Source organism: Dysgonomonas massiliensis (genome assembly GCF_900240225.1).
In the GTDB taxonomy this organism is placed as follows: domain Bacteria; phylum Bacteroidota; class Bacteroidia; order Bacteroidales; family Dysgonomonadaceae; genus Dysgonomonas; species Dysgonomonas massiliensis.
This window is the reverse complement of record NZ_OEPV01000019.1, coordinates 1-18,473: the sequence shown is the minus strand read 5'-3', so window position 1 is coordinate 18,473 and position 18,473 is coordinate 1. Positions and strand designations below refer to the sequence as shown.

12 protein-coding genes and 1 other RNA gene are annotated in these 18,473 nt (G+C 35.3%); all 13 read left to right on the top strand.

What is annotated here, in order from left to right:
* Positions 1-257 precede the first annotated feature (257 nt).
* Positions 258-657: a transfer-messenger RNA gene (gene ssrA / locus C1A06_RS14880) on the top strand.
* A gap of 229 nt (positions 658-886) precedes the next feature.
* On the top strand, positions 887-1,027 hold the full coding sequence (locus tag C1A06_RS15160; RefSeq protein WP_159461433.1) for a hypothetical protein: 141 nt from the start codon (positions 887-889) through the stop codon (positions 1,025-1,027).
* Between the two features lie 508 nt (positions 1,028-1,535).
* Complete coding sequence (locus C1A06_RS14875; RefSeq protein ID WP_101690935.1) at positions 1,536-4,592, top strand: SusC/RagA family TonB-linked outer membrane protein; 3,057 nt, start codon at positions 1,536-1,538, stop codon at positions 4,590-4,592.
* Positions 4,593-4,604: 12 nt separating this feature from the next.
* Positions 4,605-6,149 (top strand): SusD/RagB family nutrient-binding outer membrane lipoprotein, encoded by a 1,545-nt coding sequence (locus C1A06_RS14870; protein WP_101690934.1) that lies wholly within the window; start codon positions 4,605-4,607, stop codon positions 6,147-6,149.
* Between the two features lie 28 nt (positions 6,150-6,177).
* Positions 6,178-7,386, top strand: coding sequence for a glycoside hydrolase family 18 (locus C1A06_RS14865; RefSeq protein WP_101690933.1), 1,209 nt, complete (start codon positions 6,178-6,180; stop codon positions 7,384-7,386).
* A 10-nt stretch (positions 7,387-7,396) separates the two neighbouring features.
* Positions 7,397-8,548, top strand: coding sequence for a DUF1735 and LamG domain-containing protein (locus C1A06_RS14860; RefSeq protein ID WP_101690932.1), 1,152 nt, complete (start codon positions 7,397-7,399; stop codon positions 8,546-8,548).
* 27 nt (positions 8,549-8,575) lie between these two features.
* Positions 8,576-9,514, top strand: a complete 939-nt coding sequence (locus tag C1A06_RS14855; RefSeq protein WP_101690931.1) for a discoidin domain-containing protein — start codon at positions 8,576-8,578, stop codon at positions 9,512-9,514.
* Positions 9,515-9,945: 431 nt separating this feature from the next.
* Entirely contained in the window at positions 9,946-10,536 is a 591-nt protein-coding gene (locus C1A06_RS14850; RefSeq protein ID WP_101690930.1) for an RNA polymerase sigma-70 factor, read from the top strand.
* 76 nt (positions 10,537-10,612) lie between these two features.
* Positions 10,613-11,623, top strand: coding sequence for a FecR family protein (locus C1A06_RS14845; RefSeq protein ID WP_101690929.1), 1,011 nt, complete (start codon positions 10,613-10,615; stop codon positions 11,621-11,623).
* 192 nt (positions 11,624-11,815) lie between these two features.
* Positions 11,816-15,283 carry a SusC/RagA family TonB-linked outer membrane protein gene (locus C1A06_RS14840; RefSeq protein WP_245872090.1) on the top strand — a complete coding sequence of 1,156 codons (3,468 nt, stop codon included), beginning with the start codon at positions 11,816-11,818 and terminating at the stop codon, positions 15,281-15,283.
* A gap of 12 nt (positions 15,284-15,295) precedes the next feature.
* The gene (locus tag C1A06_RS14835; protein WP_245872089.1) at positions 15,296-16,777 is read left to right on the top strand and encodes a RagB/SusD family nutrient uptake outer membrane protein; all 1,482 of its coding nucleotides are present in this window, start codon (positions 15,296-15,298) and stop codon (positions 16,775-16,777) included.
* A 67-nt stretch (positions 16,778-16,844) separates the two neighbouring features.
* Positions 16,845-18,068, top strand: a complete 1,224-nt coding sequence (locus tag C1A06_RS14830) for a ComEC/Rec2 family competence protein (RefSeq protein ID WP_101690928.1) — start codon at positions 16,845-16,847, stop codon at positions 18,066-18,068.
* An 11-nt stretch (positions 18,069-18,079) separates the two neighbouring features.
* The coding region (locus C1A06_RS14825) for a glycerophosphodiester phosphodiesterase family protein (protein WP_145996423.1) at positions 18,080-18,473 on the top strand (394 nt) is incomplete at its 3' end.

The following is an 18,473-nucleotide window of genomic DNA, read 5'->3' as shown; positions in this document are numbered from 1 at the left end:
CTTCACAAAGACTTAGCATAATAGAATGTTTTTTGATTTAAAACTTTGAATGTTAGAGACTTAAAGTTAATCAACTTTCTTCTATTATGCTAGTTATTAAGAACTTATCTTATGTCGAACTCACGTTATTTATTAATTAAAGTTAGAATCTCAATAAGATTTATTTAACTTGTTGTGTTTGCTAAAAAGAATTATCTTTGCGATATAAAAGTATTATCCATTGATAGATTGTTATCTTGAATAGTGTATATAATCACGGGGTTGACTGGTTTTGACAGCGAGATGAAGTGGTTTGTAAGCATGCAGTGCGTAGTCGGCTAGCACTATAATCTCAGACGTCAAAATTTTAACTGGCAACGAAAATTACGCTCTTGCTGCTTAATCGAATTATAGTAGATTCTAGCTTAATCCCGATACAAGGTGTTGGGACAAGACATCGCCCGGAAGCTGTGGCTTCGAAGCATTCCGAACCGGCGGTGCAGATAAATCGGAGATAGGATAGAGGAGGTCTCGACTTTTGTCCGAAATTCAGAGACTAAGGTTTGGGTTGGTGGCTTCGGTCTTGCCCGTTCCCTACAATCGAAGGCGAAGATAAGCATGTAGAAAGCAAATTAGTTCCTTGTTTGGACGAGGGTTCAAGTCCCTCCAACTCCACTTGATGTTAATCTAAAGTAATATGAAAAGCGTTGATATTTCAGAATATCAGCGCTTTTCCATATTTGGTAAATCAATATATCTTAATTCATATATTATAAGATTATTCGGATACCCGATTGAATAAAAAATTATAAGTATCCACTTGCAGGTATCCGAATAATAAATCAATTTTAGAACGAGAGCAAGAACATTAGAAGAAACACATTTGCCATTCTCTTTTATACTAGAAATGACAAGATCAATACAAATGGAGAATTTACCAGTTTGTATGAGAACCACAATAGATAAAGTAGAGTATTCTCAGGAGAAAGAATTTCTCCTTCTATTTGAAACGATGCAGACCTATAAAGAAACTCTTCTGAATGGATAAATGTAGTGTAGTTAACAGATTAAAACAATTGTCTTAAATATTGTTACTGAATTTTTTTCTTTTGTTTGATTTTTAACTTGTTGCTAATGAGTGATTAATAATGCTTTACTGTAAATGTATTTGTTATCGCTATATGGCATAATGAGTAACACTCTTTGTTAGTCGTAGTTATAGAAATTGAATATTAACTAAAGTTAACTTAATTAATTGTTTGGTTTAGTCTTTCAGAAGTAATTTCGTATCAACATAATTCTAGCATTTAATAAGACCTAACTAATGAAATATGTCAAAGACACATCGCTTCTAAAAATATAACTTAACAACTAGGTTATATTTGAGAAAAACATAATTAATAGCTATAAGCAATATAAGCATTCAAAAAATTATAATAAACAAGCCTTAAACTACACTTGAAAGGCGTTTCTTATATTCAAAGACCCAATTAATTTATCAAATCTTGATTAATATTTAATTACTTAATATATGTTTAACTTTATGTATTTCAATTATGTGGAAAACTATTAAATCAGTATTCAGTACATTTAGTGTGATACTTTATCTCACTGCTGTAATAGGTGCATTTCTAATGTCGCCTACAGCTAACGCACAGGAGGCTAAATTTACTGTGCAGGGTACTGTACAAGACGCCAATGAACCCATAATAGGAGCATCTGTTCTCATCAAAAACACAACAGCGGGAACAATGACTTCGATAGATGGAACATTTACTTTGGGAGGTGTAAAGATGGGTGATATAATTGTAATTTCTTATATAGGCTATGAGCCTCAGGAAATTAGTTTTACAGGTCAAAATGATCTGAATATTACTCTTGTTCCAAAGTCGACTGAGATGAATGCAGTTGTTGTAACGGCAATGGGTATTAAACGTCAAGAGAAAGCTCTTGCTTATAATGTCCAACAGATAACCAACGAAGATCTGACCACAGTGAAAGATGCCAACTTTATGAATTCATTAGTAGGTAAAGTTGCAGGGGTTACTATCAACTCGTCTGCTGCTGGAGCTGGTAGTTCAGCTCGTGTTGTTATGCGAGGAGTAAAATCTTTGACAGGATCTAACAGTGCTCTTTATGTCATTGATGGGATTCCGATGTTTGAGCCTGAAGGTGATGAAGGTGGATTATTTGTAGATCAAGCAGGTGCTGATCCTATTGCAGATTTGAACCCAGAAGATATTGAGTCTATCAATATGTTGACAGGTCCATCTGCTGCCGCTCTTTATGGATCTGCCGCCGCAGCTGGGGTTGTACTCATTAACACTAAAAAAGGTCAAGAAGGTAAAACTTCATTTACTTATTCAAACAATACCACTTTCTCGACACCTTACATTAAGCCTAAAATGCAAAATAGGTATGTAAATGCAGTAGGACAGCTAGAAAGTTGGGGCGCTCAAAAAACTTCAAATTATGATCCTTTCGACTTCTTCAATACAGCTGCAAATATTATAAATTCAATTACGTTCTCAACAGGAACTAGTAAGAATCAAACATTTGCATCGGCTGCAGCAACAAATAGTACCGGAAATCTTCCTAATACGAAATATAATCGTTATAATTTTTCTATCCGTAATACAGCTAACTTTTTGAATGATAAATTGACTTTGGATTTAGGGGCAAGCTATATTATTCAAAATGATAGAAATATGACAGGACAAGGCCAATATCAGAATCCACTATTGCCTCTGTATTTATTTCCTAGAGGAGATAATTTTGATGAAATTCGAAATTATGAACGTTATAATGAGACGTTTGGCTTCTATGACCAATATTGGCCATATACTAATGCCGGTATATCCTTACAGAATCCTTATTGGATTGCAAATCGTAATGTTCGAGATAATTCGAAAAGACGTTATATGTTCAATGCGACATTGAAATATCAAATTGTAGATTGGTTAGATGTTACAGGTCGTGTTCGTGTGGATAATAACACCAATCGTTATACATACAAGAAGTATGCTGGAACCGATAGACTATTTGCCGGACTAGCTGGGGGATATGATGATATGCAAACGACTAGCGGAGATATTTATGGAGATATAATGGCAAATGTCAATAAAAGAGTAGGGGATTGGACTATTGCTGCTAACGTTGGTTTGTCTATCAATGATTCACGTAGCGAGACAATTGGCCATTCCGGTCAACTGAAAGATAGTAATCCGAATCTTTTCTCGATTCTGAACCTTAACCATGAAATTAAATATAAACCAAAACAATGGAATGCAAGAATCCAAGAAAAAGCCATTTTTGCTAATGTTGAGATTGGTTGGAAATCAATGCTATACATGACTGTAACTGGTCGTAATGATTGGCCTTCTCAGTTAGCAGGTTCTAAAGAATCGTCTTTCTTCTATCCATCGGTAGGACTTTCAGGAGTAGTTACCGAGATGGTGAAATTACCAACATGGGTATCATTCTTAAAAGTTCGAGGATCATTCTCTGAGGTAGGTACTTCTTTTGCTCAACGCTTACCAAATCCGACATATGCTTATAGTGAAGAATCGAGAAGTTATGCGTTATTATCCAAATATCCATTATACGATCTTCGTCCAGAGAAAACGCAATCATGGGAGATTGGTATGAATTCTAAACTTTTTCAAAAGATCTCATTGGATTTAACTTATTATAAATCAAATACAAAAAATCAAACATTTGAAATCCCATTAGGATCTTCTTCTGGCTGGAAATCAGCTTTCGTGCAAAGTGGTGATATTCAAAATCAAGGTATTGAAATGCGTATTGGTTATAGTGACCAATGGGGCGATTTTAGATATAGTACTAACTATAATTTCACATGGAATCAGAATAAGATAAAACGCCTAGCGAATGGGGTTAATAATCCTGTAACAGGAGAACCTATACAGATGGAATATTGGCAACAGGGCAACTTTGGTAACCTAGATGCACAAATAGTCTTAACAGAAGGAGGTACTTTAGGTGATGTATACGCACAAAGTATCTTAGCAACAGATGCTAATGGAGATATATGGGTTGACCCTCAATCTGGAGCAATTAAAACAGAGCAGTTAGAGATAACCGAGAAAAAACTAGGTTCTATTTTACCTAAATTCAACATGGGATGGAGTCATTCCTTGGGGTATAAGGATATTGAACTGGGCGTAACTTTTTCCGGTAGAGTCGGAGGTATTGTACTCTCTGGAACAGAAGCTTTATTAGATCAGTATGGAGTTTCAAAAAGATCGGCAGATGCGCGTGATAATGGTGGAGTACCAATCAACTATGGAAAACTAGATGCAAAAACATATTATCAAACGTTATCTGGATCAGGATCCTATTATACATATAGCGCAACAAACTTCCGTTTGCAAGAACTTTCGCTTAACTATACATTACCTTCGAAATGGTTCAATGATAAGATGCGCATGACAGTCGGATTTGTAGGTAAAAATCTATGGATGATTTATTGTAAGGCTCCTTTTGATCCAGAACTTTCGGCATCGAAATCAAATAATTATTATCAAGGATATGACTATTTCATGCTTCCTAGTACGCGTAATATTGGATTCAATGTTAAACTACAATTCTAAAAAATAACAGTTATGAAAAATATATTTAAATATATTATTGGAGTTACTCTGTTGTTGCTTGTTGTATCAGGGTGTACAAGCAACTACGATACGTATAATATAAATCCATATGAGCCAACAGATGCTAATGTTCCTGCACTATTCGCAGAATTGCAAGACTGTTTTGTATCACCAGAAGAAAACCCAACACAGCGGAACAATACTTTCTGGGCATGCTTCGGTGGGTATGTAACAGCACCTCACAGTTGGTCTAGATCGACTTTATATTCAACATATAATATTGATGATGCATGGAATGATTGGACTGTTAGTTGGTATTATAATCATTTTTATCCTTCTTATTATAAAATTGAGGAAAAAACAGAAAAAAGTGGGATGTTGTATGCATTGGCGGTATTACATCGTGTTGCTATTATGCAATACGTGGTGAACCTTCAAGGACCTCTACCTTATTCGAAGATGAATTCTAAGAGTTATACTGTGGCATATGATGATGAAGAGACGGCATGGTATGCTATGTTTGATGATTTAGACTATGCTATTAAACAAATGACGATGCTTTATGATCCGGAATATAGCCTAATGAAAGGGTATGACCGAGTTTATGATGGCGATTTTTCGAAATGGATAAAGTTCGCTAATTCTCTTAGATTACGCATGGCTATCCGTATCTCGGATGTCGCTCCTGAATATGCGAAGAAACAGGCTCAAGAAGCATTTAATAATGAGTTTGGTGTTATGACTGATAATAGCGAAAGTGCATATGATAATCTTAAAGGACGTTATTCGAATGGTTACTTTATAGTTGGTGACGGCTGGGGTGAAGCTCGTGTAAATGCTACAATCACTTCATATATGAATGGTTATAATGATCCACGTCGTGACGCTTATTTCACAGAGGCTACTGTAAGTGGGCAAAAAGGATATATTGGAGTACGTTCAGGAATACAAGGGGCAAACAGTGCCGATTTTAAAGAATATTCTAAGTTTAAAGTAGAAGCTAAAACTCCAATGCCTTTCTTCTATGCTAGTGAGGTCGCATTTTTATGTGCTGAAGCAGCTTTAAAAGGTTGGGGTTTTGTTGGTGGTACTGCTCAAGAGTGGTATGAAAAAGGAATAAAATTATCTTTTTCAGAATATAATATCTCAAGTGCTGATGATTATATTAAGAATGGAGATTTAAAACCTGGAGCTTTTAATGATCCAAAATATCCAAAATATAACTATACTAGTCCAAGTGCGATTACTATTAAATGGGATGAAAATGCGACTAAGGAAGAAAAATTGGAGCGTATTATTACCCAAAAATGGATCGCAAATTTCCCTATTAGTTTAGAAGCATGGTGTGATTTTCGTCGTACAGGATATCCATATATTTTTCCTGCATATAATAACTTGTCAACACAAGGAGTGACAAACGAACGTCAACAACGTCGCTTGAGATTTACTCAAAGTGAGTATGGAGCAAATCCAGCTAATGTTGCAGCTGCTGTCAAGTTCTTAAGCAATGGTCAGGATACAGATAATACTGACTTGTGGTGGGCAAAAAAGAAATAATTACATACTTTCAATTTAAGAAATTATTATGAAAAAGACAATATTAAGCATAGGGGTTTTTTCGTTTATTGTTTGCCTGATAATGAGCTGTAGCGATTGGACGGAGGTAAACGAAAAAAACTTTCATGAACCACGTCCAAGTGAATATTATGAGGCACTACGTGAGTGGAAAAAAACTGATCATCCAGTAACTTTTGGATGGTTTGGTAACTGGACTGGTCAGGGAGCTTCGCCAGTAAACTGTCTGATGGGTTTACCCGATTCGGTAGATTTTGTATCTATGTGGGGAAACTGGCATAGCTTATCTCCAGAGAAATGGGCTGATAAAAATGAAGTGAAACGTCTAAAAGGTACTCGTGTATTAATGTGTTTCATTGTTTCAGATGTTGGAGATCAGACTACACCTTCGAATGTGCGCACCGCACATACCGATGAAAACGGAAAAACATATTATGAGGTTGATGGTGTAAAATACACTAAAGAGTTAGATGCTGTCAAAGCTTATTGGGGATGGGATGATAACGACCAAACTAAGATAGATGCAGCTATTGCTAAATACGCTAAATCAATAGTCGATACTATTCATAAATATGAATGGGATGGCTTTGACTTCGATTTTGAACCAAACTATGCACATAAAGATGGACATGGAGGAAATATTGATGGGCCAGGGAAGAATGATTTAGGAGGAGGAGATCATAGTAATCCAGCTATGAATCGCCAATATCGTCGTAATTTCCTAACATTTATTAAGGAACTTGGGAGATATTTAGGGCCTAAATCAGGAACAGACAAAATGTTAGTTATTGATGGAGAACCTCAGAATATGCACCCTGATGCTCGTGATTATTTTGATTATTATATCATTCAAGCCTATAATTGTTCTTCATATTCAAACCTAGATAACAGATATAACAATCTATTGAGAGGCCTTGAGGCTACTGATGATCCAGTGTTACAAGAAACGGTTACAAAGAAACTGATATGGACCGAGAATTTTGAAGATCATGCAGCTAAAGGTGGTGTCACGCACACAACCCGTCAGGGTGAAATAGTTAGATCATTGAAAGGTATGGCAATGTGGGAGGCTCCAACTGGATTCCAAAAAGGAGGTATTGGAACTTATCATATGGAATATGAGTATTGGTTACCGGATGTCTCCAAAACAATGCAATATCCGTATCTGCGTGAAGCTACTTCAATAATGAACCCTCCTATGACGTCATTCACTAAATAATAAATCGATTATGAAAAACAATAAATTATTTACAGTATTAAGTCTGTTATTTATACTGCTTTTTGCTAGTTGTGAAGATGCTAAATACGATCCAATAGATAAAGCTCGTCTTTATTTTAAGGAAGCGCTCGATGCTAAAGGACTTGCATCTGGTAAAATATCTTTAGGTGTTGACACAGTAAAAGTGTCGCTAACACCAGCAATTTCTCATCTATTGAAAGATAGTGTAGAAGTAGAGATAACTGTAGATCCTTCGGTTTTAAATCATTATAATGAAATGAACGAAACATCATATGAAATAATACCAAGTGGTAAATATGTTCTCCCTGATCCTATGTTTATCAAAGCAGGGAAAAATATCAGAGATGTTCAAAGTGTTGCCATAGCGCCATTTGAAGGCGAAGATTTTGTGCAATATGCGTTACCACTGACAGTAAAATCCGTATCGGTTGAATCTAGTCCTGTTACTTCTCAGTATGTCATTCTAGTAGATGAAGAACTAATACAATCAGTCCCAAATTTATACTCAGAATCGCACCTGAAATGTGAACCTTACAATGGTGTTGATGGTCATCAAGGAACCTGGAATCTGAATTTAAGTGATTGGACTGTTGAGTTTTGGGTTTGGATGGATGGCTTTGATATTAATAATCAAGCAATTTTCAATTCTTCTGAAATTTATATTCGCTTTGGTGATACCTCCATTAAAAATACTCAGATGCAAATTAAGTTATTAGGCTCGCAAGTAGCTACGATACATGAATTCAAACCAGAAGAATGGACACATGTTGCTTTCACTTACAGTGCATCTAGTGGCATTTTGACGATATATGTGAATGGAACATCGGATGTAACTTTACAAACAAAAGGAGGCTCTATGCCTACAATGCCTTATGTGAATATGGTAAGTTCTGGTGCAGAGGGATACTTCAAAAATAATTGTAGACTAGCGCAAGTTCGTTTCTGGAATGTTTGTAGAACAAGCAACCAAATAGAAATGAACCGTTTCTCAGTTATAAAACCAACTAAAGAAATGGTCGCATATTGGCCTATGGACGAAGGAGAAGGTGACATTCTTCACGATATAACAGAGAATGGACACCATGCACATGCTAGTGCTCCGCTTACATGGGAAAATGATGTGCGTTTTGATGGCAAATAAGTTTAATTTTAAAGAAGGAAATTTATTATGAAAAAATATTGGAATGGATTAGCTTATATTGTCATTATGATAGGTATTATACTTGGTTTCTCTGCCTGTAGTGATGATGACAATATCAACAAATGGGGAGCAACTTATGCTTATATAGTACCTCAAAATTTAGGTATACTAAAAGCTAATTATATTTTATATCATAGTGATGTAGATGGTATAAGTGGCGATAATGTTGAGTATATTTTTACCGTTGCATTAAATAAAATTTCATCTAAGGACGAAATAATAGATTTAGAACTAGATATTAATGATGAGGCTCTGAAAGAAGGAATCTCTCTTTCTGAGAAATCTGTTGTTATACCAGCCGGTAGTATGGCTTCAAAACCTATAACTTTGTCTGTCCCTGATTGGAGTTTTTTAAATAATATTTCATCAAAAAAGGAGTATTCTATTAAGATCAATGTTAAACAAGGAGAGAAAAGTGATGTGTTGGTTGGACTTCAATCTCAGATAGAGCTCGGTATTGTCAAACATGCTATTCCTACATACGAAGTTGGAGTACCTGATGAAGGATCATTAATAAGTAATAGATCTTTATGGCAAATAGTAATTGATCCTAGTGCTGAAAATGCCAATAATACAGGACGATTGGTAGATGGTAACGGGTCAACAGATATTGCGAAAGATAATACTGGTTTTTGGATAACTGTGAATTTAGGACAAGAGACAACAATTACAGGGTTGAGTATCAGTTCGTGGGGCTCGTCGTATGCTCCAGCTATGATTGAAGTTTATACATCGGATGATGGCGCTGAATGGGTGTCTCAAGGACCTCTTAGCCCTTCTAGAACTTCAACTCAAAATATACGATTTATAAAACCTTTGAAATGTCAGCATATAAAATATGATATACTGAAGGCAGCACCTACGAATCGAACTAGTATTACTGAATTTAATGTTTATGCGAAATAATACTAAATATAAACTCTAGCAGAATAGGCTGATCAATTTTGATCAGCCTATTTTTAGCTTTTAAGATACCTCCGGACACAAAATAATATATGCATGAAGACAATATTCATTATGGATAGTGGACAGATTTTTCCGAATTGCTACATTGAATATATAAATTAATACGTTTGGATTATGGTAGTGGACATGGCTGATTGTTGTAGTCTGCGAAGTTGTAATGTTACTTTATGTTCAGATAGGATCGAGAGTGAAAGATGCCGAATGTTTAGATTATGATTAATTGTTTTAATAGTTATAATGTTACCATCTTATATTTTTATGCTGTATCCAGAGGTTATTCTTATAATTTAGCTATTCGGCTTCCTATTATCATATAACCATAATTATCTATTATATTTGTGTTATTAATAAACTATTAACTCAATAATAGTGTGGATATAGACGAAAAAAATGATATAGAATTATTACAGAAAGGATCTTCAGATGCTTTTGAAAGGTTGTTTCATCGATATGGTGGAAAACTCTATAATTTTATATTGAAATTATCTTCCGGAGATACATATTTAGCGGAGGAAATGGTACAACGTACCTTTATTAAAATTTGGGACACTCATACTCAAATTAATTCAAATAAGTCATTTATATCCTATCTATGTACAATAGCCAAAAATATGCTTATGAATGAGTATGAGCATCAAATTGTAGAGTTCGTATACAAGGAATACGCATCTAAATATCTATCAACGCATGAAAATATAACACCTGATAAAGAATTGAACCGTAATTTATTGGAGAAATATATAGATGAACTGACCGAAAAATTGCCTCCGGCACGCAGACAAATATTTATAATGAGTAAGAAAGAAATGCTTTCAAATAAAGAAATCGCAGCAAAGCTAAATATATCTGAAAGTACAATTCATACACAGCTTTCGAAAGCATTAAGCTTTATGAAAGAACAACTTGCCCGTTATTATGATGATATTTTATTACTCTTGCTAATAACTCACTTTGTTAATTAAACAAAAATTGAGATAGTGGAGTAGTAATTATCAAAATCATAAATGTATACTCAATACAGAATAAAGAATATAAGCGATGAATAAAGATAGATGTTTAATATTATTTGAAAGATACCTATTGAAGGAAGCTTCGCCAGATGAGATAAAGGAGTTATGTACATTTATCAACAATGATTCTCATTTGAACAGATGGTTAGAAGATGAAATAAAAAATACGTCTTCCGATATTGATGTAAATATACAAATGAGGATGTTACAAAACATACGTAATCAAACGTATAATAAGGGGCAATTTGGAGCAGAGATCAAGCCGGTACAACATTCATATAAACGATATTTAGGTTGGGTTGCAAATATTGCAGCCATATTATTACCCATAGTTTTAATTATAGGTATTTATCTATATAGTAAACCACAAGAAATAGACTATTTGACAGTTTCGGCTGATTTGGGAGAAAAGGCCTCAATTAATTTGCCAGATGGAAGTAAAGTTGCTATAAATTCAGGTTCAGAAATAATGTATAGTACCGCATATAATAGAAATGAACGAGTACTAAAGCTGCAAGGCGAAGCATACTTCGATGTAGAATCAGACAAAGATAAACCTTTTATAGTTGAGTGTGGAGACGTGAAAATTAAAGTACTTGGGACTAAGTTTGGGATAAATGCCTATAAAGATGAGAATATTGTTTCTGTAGTTCTTAACTCAGGTAAAGTTGAATTTATTACACCGAAAGAAACTCTTGTAATGAAGCCGGACGATAGAGTTAGCTATGATAAGTCGACCCAAAACACGACAACGGAACAAGTGAATGCTGAAGATTATACTGAGTGGAGGCAAAATCGATTGCGATTTGAAAATGAGACCTTGCAAAACATAATAAAGGTCGTATCTCGCATGCATAATACCGATATTATTTTAGAGGATGAGCAGTTGATTAATCAAAAATTCACAGGAACTATTGATAATACAAGTGTGCAATCGGCATTAAAAGCATTATCGCTAACTGCACCTATTCATTCTGAAGTAAAAGAGGGTGTGATTCATTTGTTTAGAGATGAAGATAAGTCTCCGTATTACAAGTAGAAACAGATAATATATGACTTTAAAAGTGGTACTTTAAAAAAGTATCACTTTTTTCGTGACGGATATTTAATAATTAAAATAAGTTAAATTTATCGTTGCGAGTAGCAAAAAAAATAATGGTAGCTGTATACAAGTATGATTAAACAAAAATCAATACATGTGATTAATTACCATTTGAAATTATTTTAAACCATGGAAAAGAAAACAAAGAGATGTAACTATTTAATGCGTATTTTATACATCTTTTGCTTATCATTAATTTCTTCCAGTTTGTTCTCGCAAATTACGGTAGATTTAAAAAATAAGCCAATAAAAGATGTATTAAAAGAAATTGAAAAAGTAAGTTCTTATAAATTTTTCTATAACGAAGAATTAAAAGGGCTAGGTAAGACTATTTCATTGAAGGTATCTAATGCTTCAATCGATACTACAATGGAACAACTGCTCGCAGGGAGTGAGATTGCTTATGAAAAACAAGACGGAGACATAATTCTTCTTGTACCTCACAAAGCTGCAGTAAATCAGAATGAAGGTAAGAAACAAATTAAAGGAGTAATTAAAGATGACAATGGAGAGTCTATAATAGGTGCTTCGATACAAGTCAAAGATGCTCCAACAATTGGAACGATAACTGATATAGATGGCAACTTTGAATTGGAAATACCTGAAGGGTCTATCCTGAATATATCTTATGTAGGTTACCATTCTGCCGAAATAAAAGTAGGAGATAAAACGACGTTCGACATTATCCTTCGCGAAAATGATAAAATGCTTGATGAGGTTGTTGTAGTTGGTTATGGTGTACAACGTAAGAGAGATGTGACAACATCTATATCATCACTACGAGCATCGGATATTCAAGATATGCCAGTGTCTAGTCTAGAGCAGGCTCTTGTAGGACGTATGGCCGGTGTGCAGATTACACAACCTAACGGGACTCCTGGTGCAGGAATGAATATCAAAGTTCGTGGTGTGGGTACTATTACGGCTGGAAGTTCTCCACTGTATGTTATCGATGGTGTTCCATTGAGCGACGATGTAGGTGATGCTACAGGTATATCTGTTAGTCCATTGGCTTCGATTGAGATGTCAGATATCGAGTCTATTGAAGTTCTTAAAGATGCTTCAGCTGCAGCTATTTATGGTTCGCGCGGTAGTAATGGTGTTGTAATCGTTACGACTAAAAGAGGTAATGAAGGCAAGCCTGTAGTTAGCTATAGCGGCTACATGGGAGCACAAATGATTACTGATAAAGTAGATGTTCTGAATGCTTATGAATATTCAGAGCTTGTATTTGATGGTCATAATGCCTCGTATCTAAATGAATTGAAAAAAGCTGGGAAAGAAAATCTATATAATCCTTGGGATGATAACCAGACCAGATGGTCTAATTTGAAATCGGGTACTATTAATCTAAATCAAGGTTGGATGATGCCTCCAGAGATTCTTCCATATATGAATGGTGAAAAAGGATTGGTAGATACCGATTGGCAAGATGAAATTCTTCGTACAGGATTCGTTACTAAACACAACTTGTCTGTTAGCGGTGGAAATAAGAACATCAGATACTTAGTTTCGGGAAACTATCATAACGAAGATGGGATTGTGATAAATTCAGACTTCACAAAAATGGGATTTCGAACAAAAGTAGATATGAACTATGGAAAATGGAAGTTCGGAGGAAATATTAATCTTACAAGAAATGTTTATAATCTAGTTAATACCGAAGGACGATATGGAGATGACGGCGTATTATCGTTGGCTTTAGGAGCTGCTCCTATTTATCCAGTAAAGAATGATGACGGCGAGTATAACTATGAGCAAAACAATACGACATATGGTAACTCGAAGTTGAATAATCCGGTTGCTGTAGCAAAATTGATAGAAGATAAAATGACTGCTATTCAGATGCTAGGAACAGCTTATGCTGAATATGAAATAATAAAAGATTTGAACTTCAAAACACAAGGCAGCTGGCATTATAACAATTATGTTAGAGATTATTACCGTCCTGCGGCATTGCCAAATTCGGCTAACAGAGTTCCACCATCTAATCCGACAGCTGAGTCGCGTACAAAGAATAAATATACTTGGGTTTGGGAGAATACGTTGAATTATAAAAAAGTATTGAATCAAGATCACACATTGTCCGGATTAGCAGGATGGACTGCACAAAAGTATCAGGGGAATGCAAATCGTTTAACAGCTACGGATTTACCTCAGAATGATATGCTTGGAACTATTCCAAACAACTCTACAGCAACAAAGTACGACTCGAATAGAGAAGAATGGTCATTACTTTCGGCTTTGGCACGTGTACAATATAATTATAAAGATAAATATATGTTTTCGGCAGCTGTACGTGCCGATGGTTCATCTCGTTTCGGACAAGATAACCGTTGGGGATATTTCCCTTCGGTTTCTGGAGCTTGGTATATGACCGAAGAAAATTTCATGAAGCCTACAAATTCTTGGCTGACTAATCTAAAACTCAGAGCAAGTTGGGGGGTAACCGGAAATATGAATATTGGTAATTATGCTTCGTATGGTATTGTTGATGGCGATAATTATCCATTTGGAGGATATTCTTCTCTTGGTATGAAAGAATCTACACTGGAAAATTCGAATATAGGATGGGAGAAAACATCACAAGTCAATTTAGGTTTAGAGATAGGACTTTTTAAATGGTTAAACATAGAAGTAGACGTTTATAAAGGTACAACTTCAGATATGTTGTTAGAAGTTCCGGTTATGGAAGCTTCTGGTTTCTCTACAATGTTACAAAATATTGGAAAGCTTGAAAATAAAGGTCTTGAAGTAACTCTTTCAACAAATCATAAGATTGGCAAAGTAATCTGGACTAATAGTTTTAACTATGCAATGAATCGTAATAAGGTTAAATCTTTAGGAGGTGCAAACGAAATAGTAACTCAGGCAAATAATGTTATTGATTTTGTTACAAGAGTAGGGGAGCCTATTGGAAGTTATTACACATATGTAGCAAACGGTGTTTATCAAAATCAAGCACAAATTGATAATGATGTAGCGAATGGTCTGATAGTGCCTAATGCTCAGCCTGGTGATTTCCGCTTCAAAAAATATGGAAAAGATGAAACTATCAATGCCGATGACAAACAAATTACTGGTAATTATATGCCCGACTTTACGTATGGTTATTCAACAACACTGAAATATCGTGATTTCGACTTTAGTTTTTCTTTGCAAGGTGTCTATGGAAACGAAATAGCAAATATCAATCGTCGTTATTTGGCGAATATGGAAGGAAATGCGAACCAGCTTGCTATTGCTAAAAATAGATGGAAATCCGAGTCGCAGCCAGGAAATGGAAATGTATATCGAGCTAATAGAAATGCAACTGGTATGAACTCGGTAATTTCGACATGGCATATTGAAGATGGATCGTATATGCGTATACGTGAAATAACATTAGGATATAGTTTACCTAAGCATTTACTGAAAAGATTTGGTATTAGTGGACTCCGTGTTTACGCATCGGCGTTCAACCCATTCACGTTTACCGATTACAGCGGATATAATCCGGAAGTAAGTACAAACTCAAGCTCTATTATGCAAGGAGTCGACTACGGTACATATCCGTTAGCTAAGAGTTTTGTATTTGGTCTTAATTTCACACTATAAAATAGCTGTATCATGAAAAAAATAATATTATCATTTATAACAATTGCAACATTTATCCTTTCGGGGTGTAGCGATTTCTTGGATCTGAAACCGGAAGGGAATGAGGGTACGACAGGTACTTTTTATAAGAATACGAAAGATATAGAGTATGCTCTGACTGCAGCTTATGCGGACTTACAAACTACTCAGATGTATAGAGATAATATGGTCCTACTGACAGATGTTCGTTCAGATGATTTGGGATCGTTTGCGAACTCAGGAGGTAATGCTGGGCGCGAGTATCATATCAAAATATTTACAGCTCAATCTGATAATCAGATTTTTAGAAATGTATGGAAAGCAACTTATGAAACTATCTATCGTTGTAATAATGTTGTAAAATATATTGATGTAGTAACAAATGATAAACTAAAAAAACAATACGAAGCTGAAGCTAGATTTATCCGTGCATTATGCTATTTCAATATTGTACGTTTATGGGGCGACGCTCCTCTTATTCTGGAACCACTTACTCCCCAAGAAGTAGCTAAATGTAAAAGAGATGCAGTCTCTGATATCTACAATGCGATAGAAACAGATCTTTTATTTGCTGCAAATACGGAAAATTTGCCTAAAGCGTTTGTCGGTAATGATCTAGGGCGTGCAACTTCATTGGCAGCACAAGGATTGTTGGGTAAAGTATATTTACAGCAGAAAAAATGGAATGAAGCAAAAACGGTATTAGGTGAATTGATCAATACTAATAATGCGGGTACTCACGATCTTCTATCAGATATAACAGATGTATTCAGTACGGCACCTGCACCAGGAAGTTCTGAATCTGACTATAATAATTACAAGAACTGGGAACCTCAGACAATGAATAAGGAAATGCTTTTTGCCGTTTTATTCAACAAAGAGATTACAGGAGAAGGCCGAAATGCATTGACTTATTATTCAAATCAAGGAGATTTGAATGAAGCTTTCAAATTAAGTAATGCTTCAGAATGTATTTATGATCCTATCGATCGTCGTGCTGACTTATTGAGATCGATAAAAGGAACGAATGCTGATAATAAACTTTTTGTAAAATATGCTGATATTGAAAGCTCAATCAAGCAATATGGCTATCATACTCCCGTATTGCGCTGGTCGGATGTTTTACTTATGTATGCTGAAGCATTGAATGAAGTATCTTACGATGGTTCATACTCTAGTGTCGCTCTGGAAATGCTGAATAAAGTTAGAACTCGCTCTTTTGCAACAGGAGCTTACACGAATACAGAGTTAGCAGATCAAGATTCTTTTAGAAAAGCTATATTTGAAGAACGCCGCTTAGAATTTCCGATGGAAATGCAAAGATGGTTTGACCTAATCCGTTCAGGAGAGGCGATCTCAGCAATAGCGAAAATTGGTTATACTATAGATGAACATGACTTATTATATCCAGTTCCACATAGCGAAGTTTCCTTGCGAAATGACCCGAACTTATTCCCTCAAAATCCAGGCTATTAAAAGATAATCATACCAATAATCATATCCCCTTCTGAATAAAGGAGGGGATAATTAAATAATTTAAGTAATGAATAAATATCATTATTTACTCTTCATATGTCTTTTTTGTAATAATATTTTTGCTCAAAATGTCGGAGAAAAATTCCCATCTTGGGAAAAAGGGTATTTAGATATTCATCATATCAATACGGGATGTGGAGAGTGTGCTTATTTGATATTACCTGATGGAACGACAATGATGATTGATGCAGGCGAAAATGATTCTGATGCAGATCGTCATGTCGCGCCTAAGCCTGATAAATCAAAATCTTCTGGGGAATGGATTGTTGATTATGTAAATGCTTTCGCTCACGATAAAGATCAAGGTATAGACTATATGCTATTAACTCATTTCCATAGTGATCATATAGGCGGAGTTTTTAAAACGCTAAATTCTTCTGGAAAATACTACAATACTGGTGCTATTACAGTTACCGAGAATTTGAGAGTGGGGAAAATAATCGACAGAGATTTTCCTGATTATTCATTTCTAACAAATCATAAAGATCCTCGGACAATGGATAATTATCTAAATTTCATAAAATATTCGAAGAAAAAATATATTCTGGAAAAGTTTGAGGTTGGTTCCAAAAATCAGTTTGCTTTATTACATGATTCTGTTAGTTATAAGGATAGCTTTTCAATTCAGAATATATATTCTAACGGACGAATGTGGACTGGCAAAGATACTGTTACGCATTATGTTTTTCCGCCGTTTGATTCTATAGCTAGCCATGATATACCTCAAGAGAACTCGTTGAGTTGTGTTGTGAAAATTACTTATGGTAAATTCTCTTATTATACAGGAGGGGATGTGACTGGCTATCCTAAACCAGGTAGGAGCAGTTTTCATGATGTCGAGTCTCGAATAGCTCCAATAATTGGGAAAACTGAAGTGTGCTGTATTAACCATCATGGTTACAATAATGCAACGAATGATGTATTTATTGCTACGCTCAGACCGCGTGTATTTATAATTCAGGCTATTGATGCTTTGCATCCCAATCACACTACTCTGGATCGAATGATGTCTAAGTATATCTATTCTGGAGAGCGTGACATATTTGCAACAAATCTTCATCCTGCTGCAAGAATAGTAATTGGTGCTCTTACCGATAAAATGAAGAGTACTCAAGGACATATTGTAATACGGATTTTTGATGGAGGAGAAGAATATAGTGTCTATATATTAAACGATGAGAGTACTGATAGAAAAATAAAAGCGGTTTATGGGCCTTATAAATGTTACTAAATAAAGAAATTATGAATAATATTTTTAAAATAAATTTATTGCTATTTATCTCCTTCTTATTAGTTTCCTGCTCCCAGAAGCAGAATGAAAGCCATGTGACTTCAGCCGTTGACAGAAAAGTATTCGTAGCCTCTCACCGCGGAGACTGGCGCAACTATGCTGATAATTCGATTGAAGGCATCGAGAGTTGTATCCAGATGGGCGTTGATATTGTCGAAATCGATGTATCCAGAACCAAAGACGGCCATCTGATATTGATGCACGACAAAACAGTAGACCGTACAACGAACGGCAAAGGGAAAGTCGAGGACTTAACACTCGCTGAAATCAGAGAGCTAAAGCTACGTAATGGGTTGGGACGGCCAGGAGAATTCAAAGTACCCACATTAGAAGAAGCTATGCTTG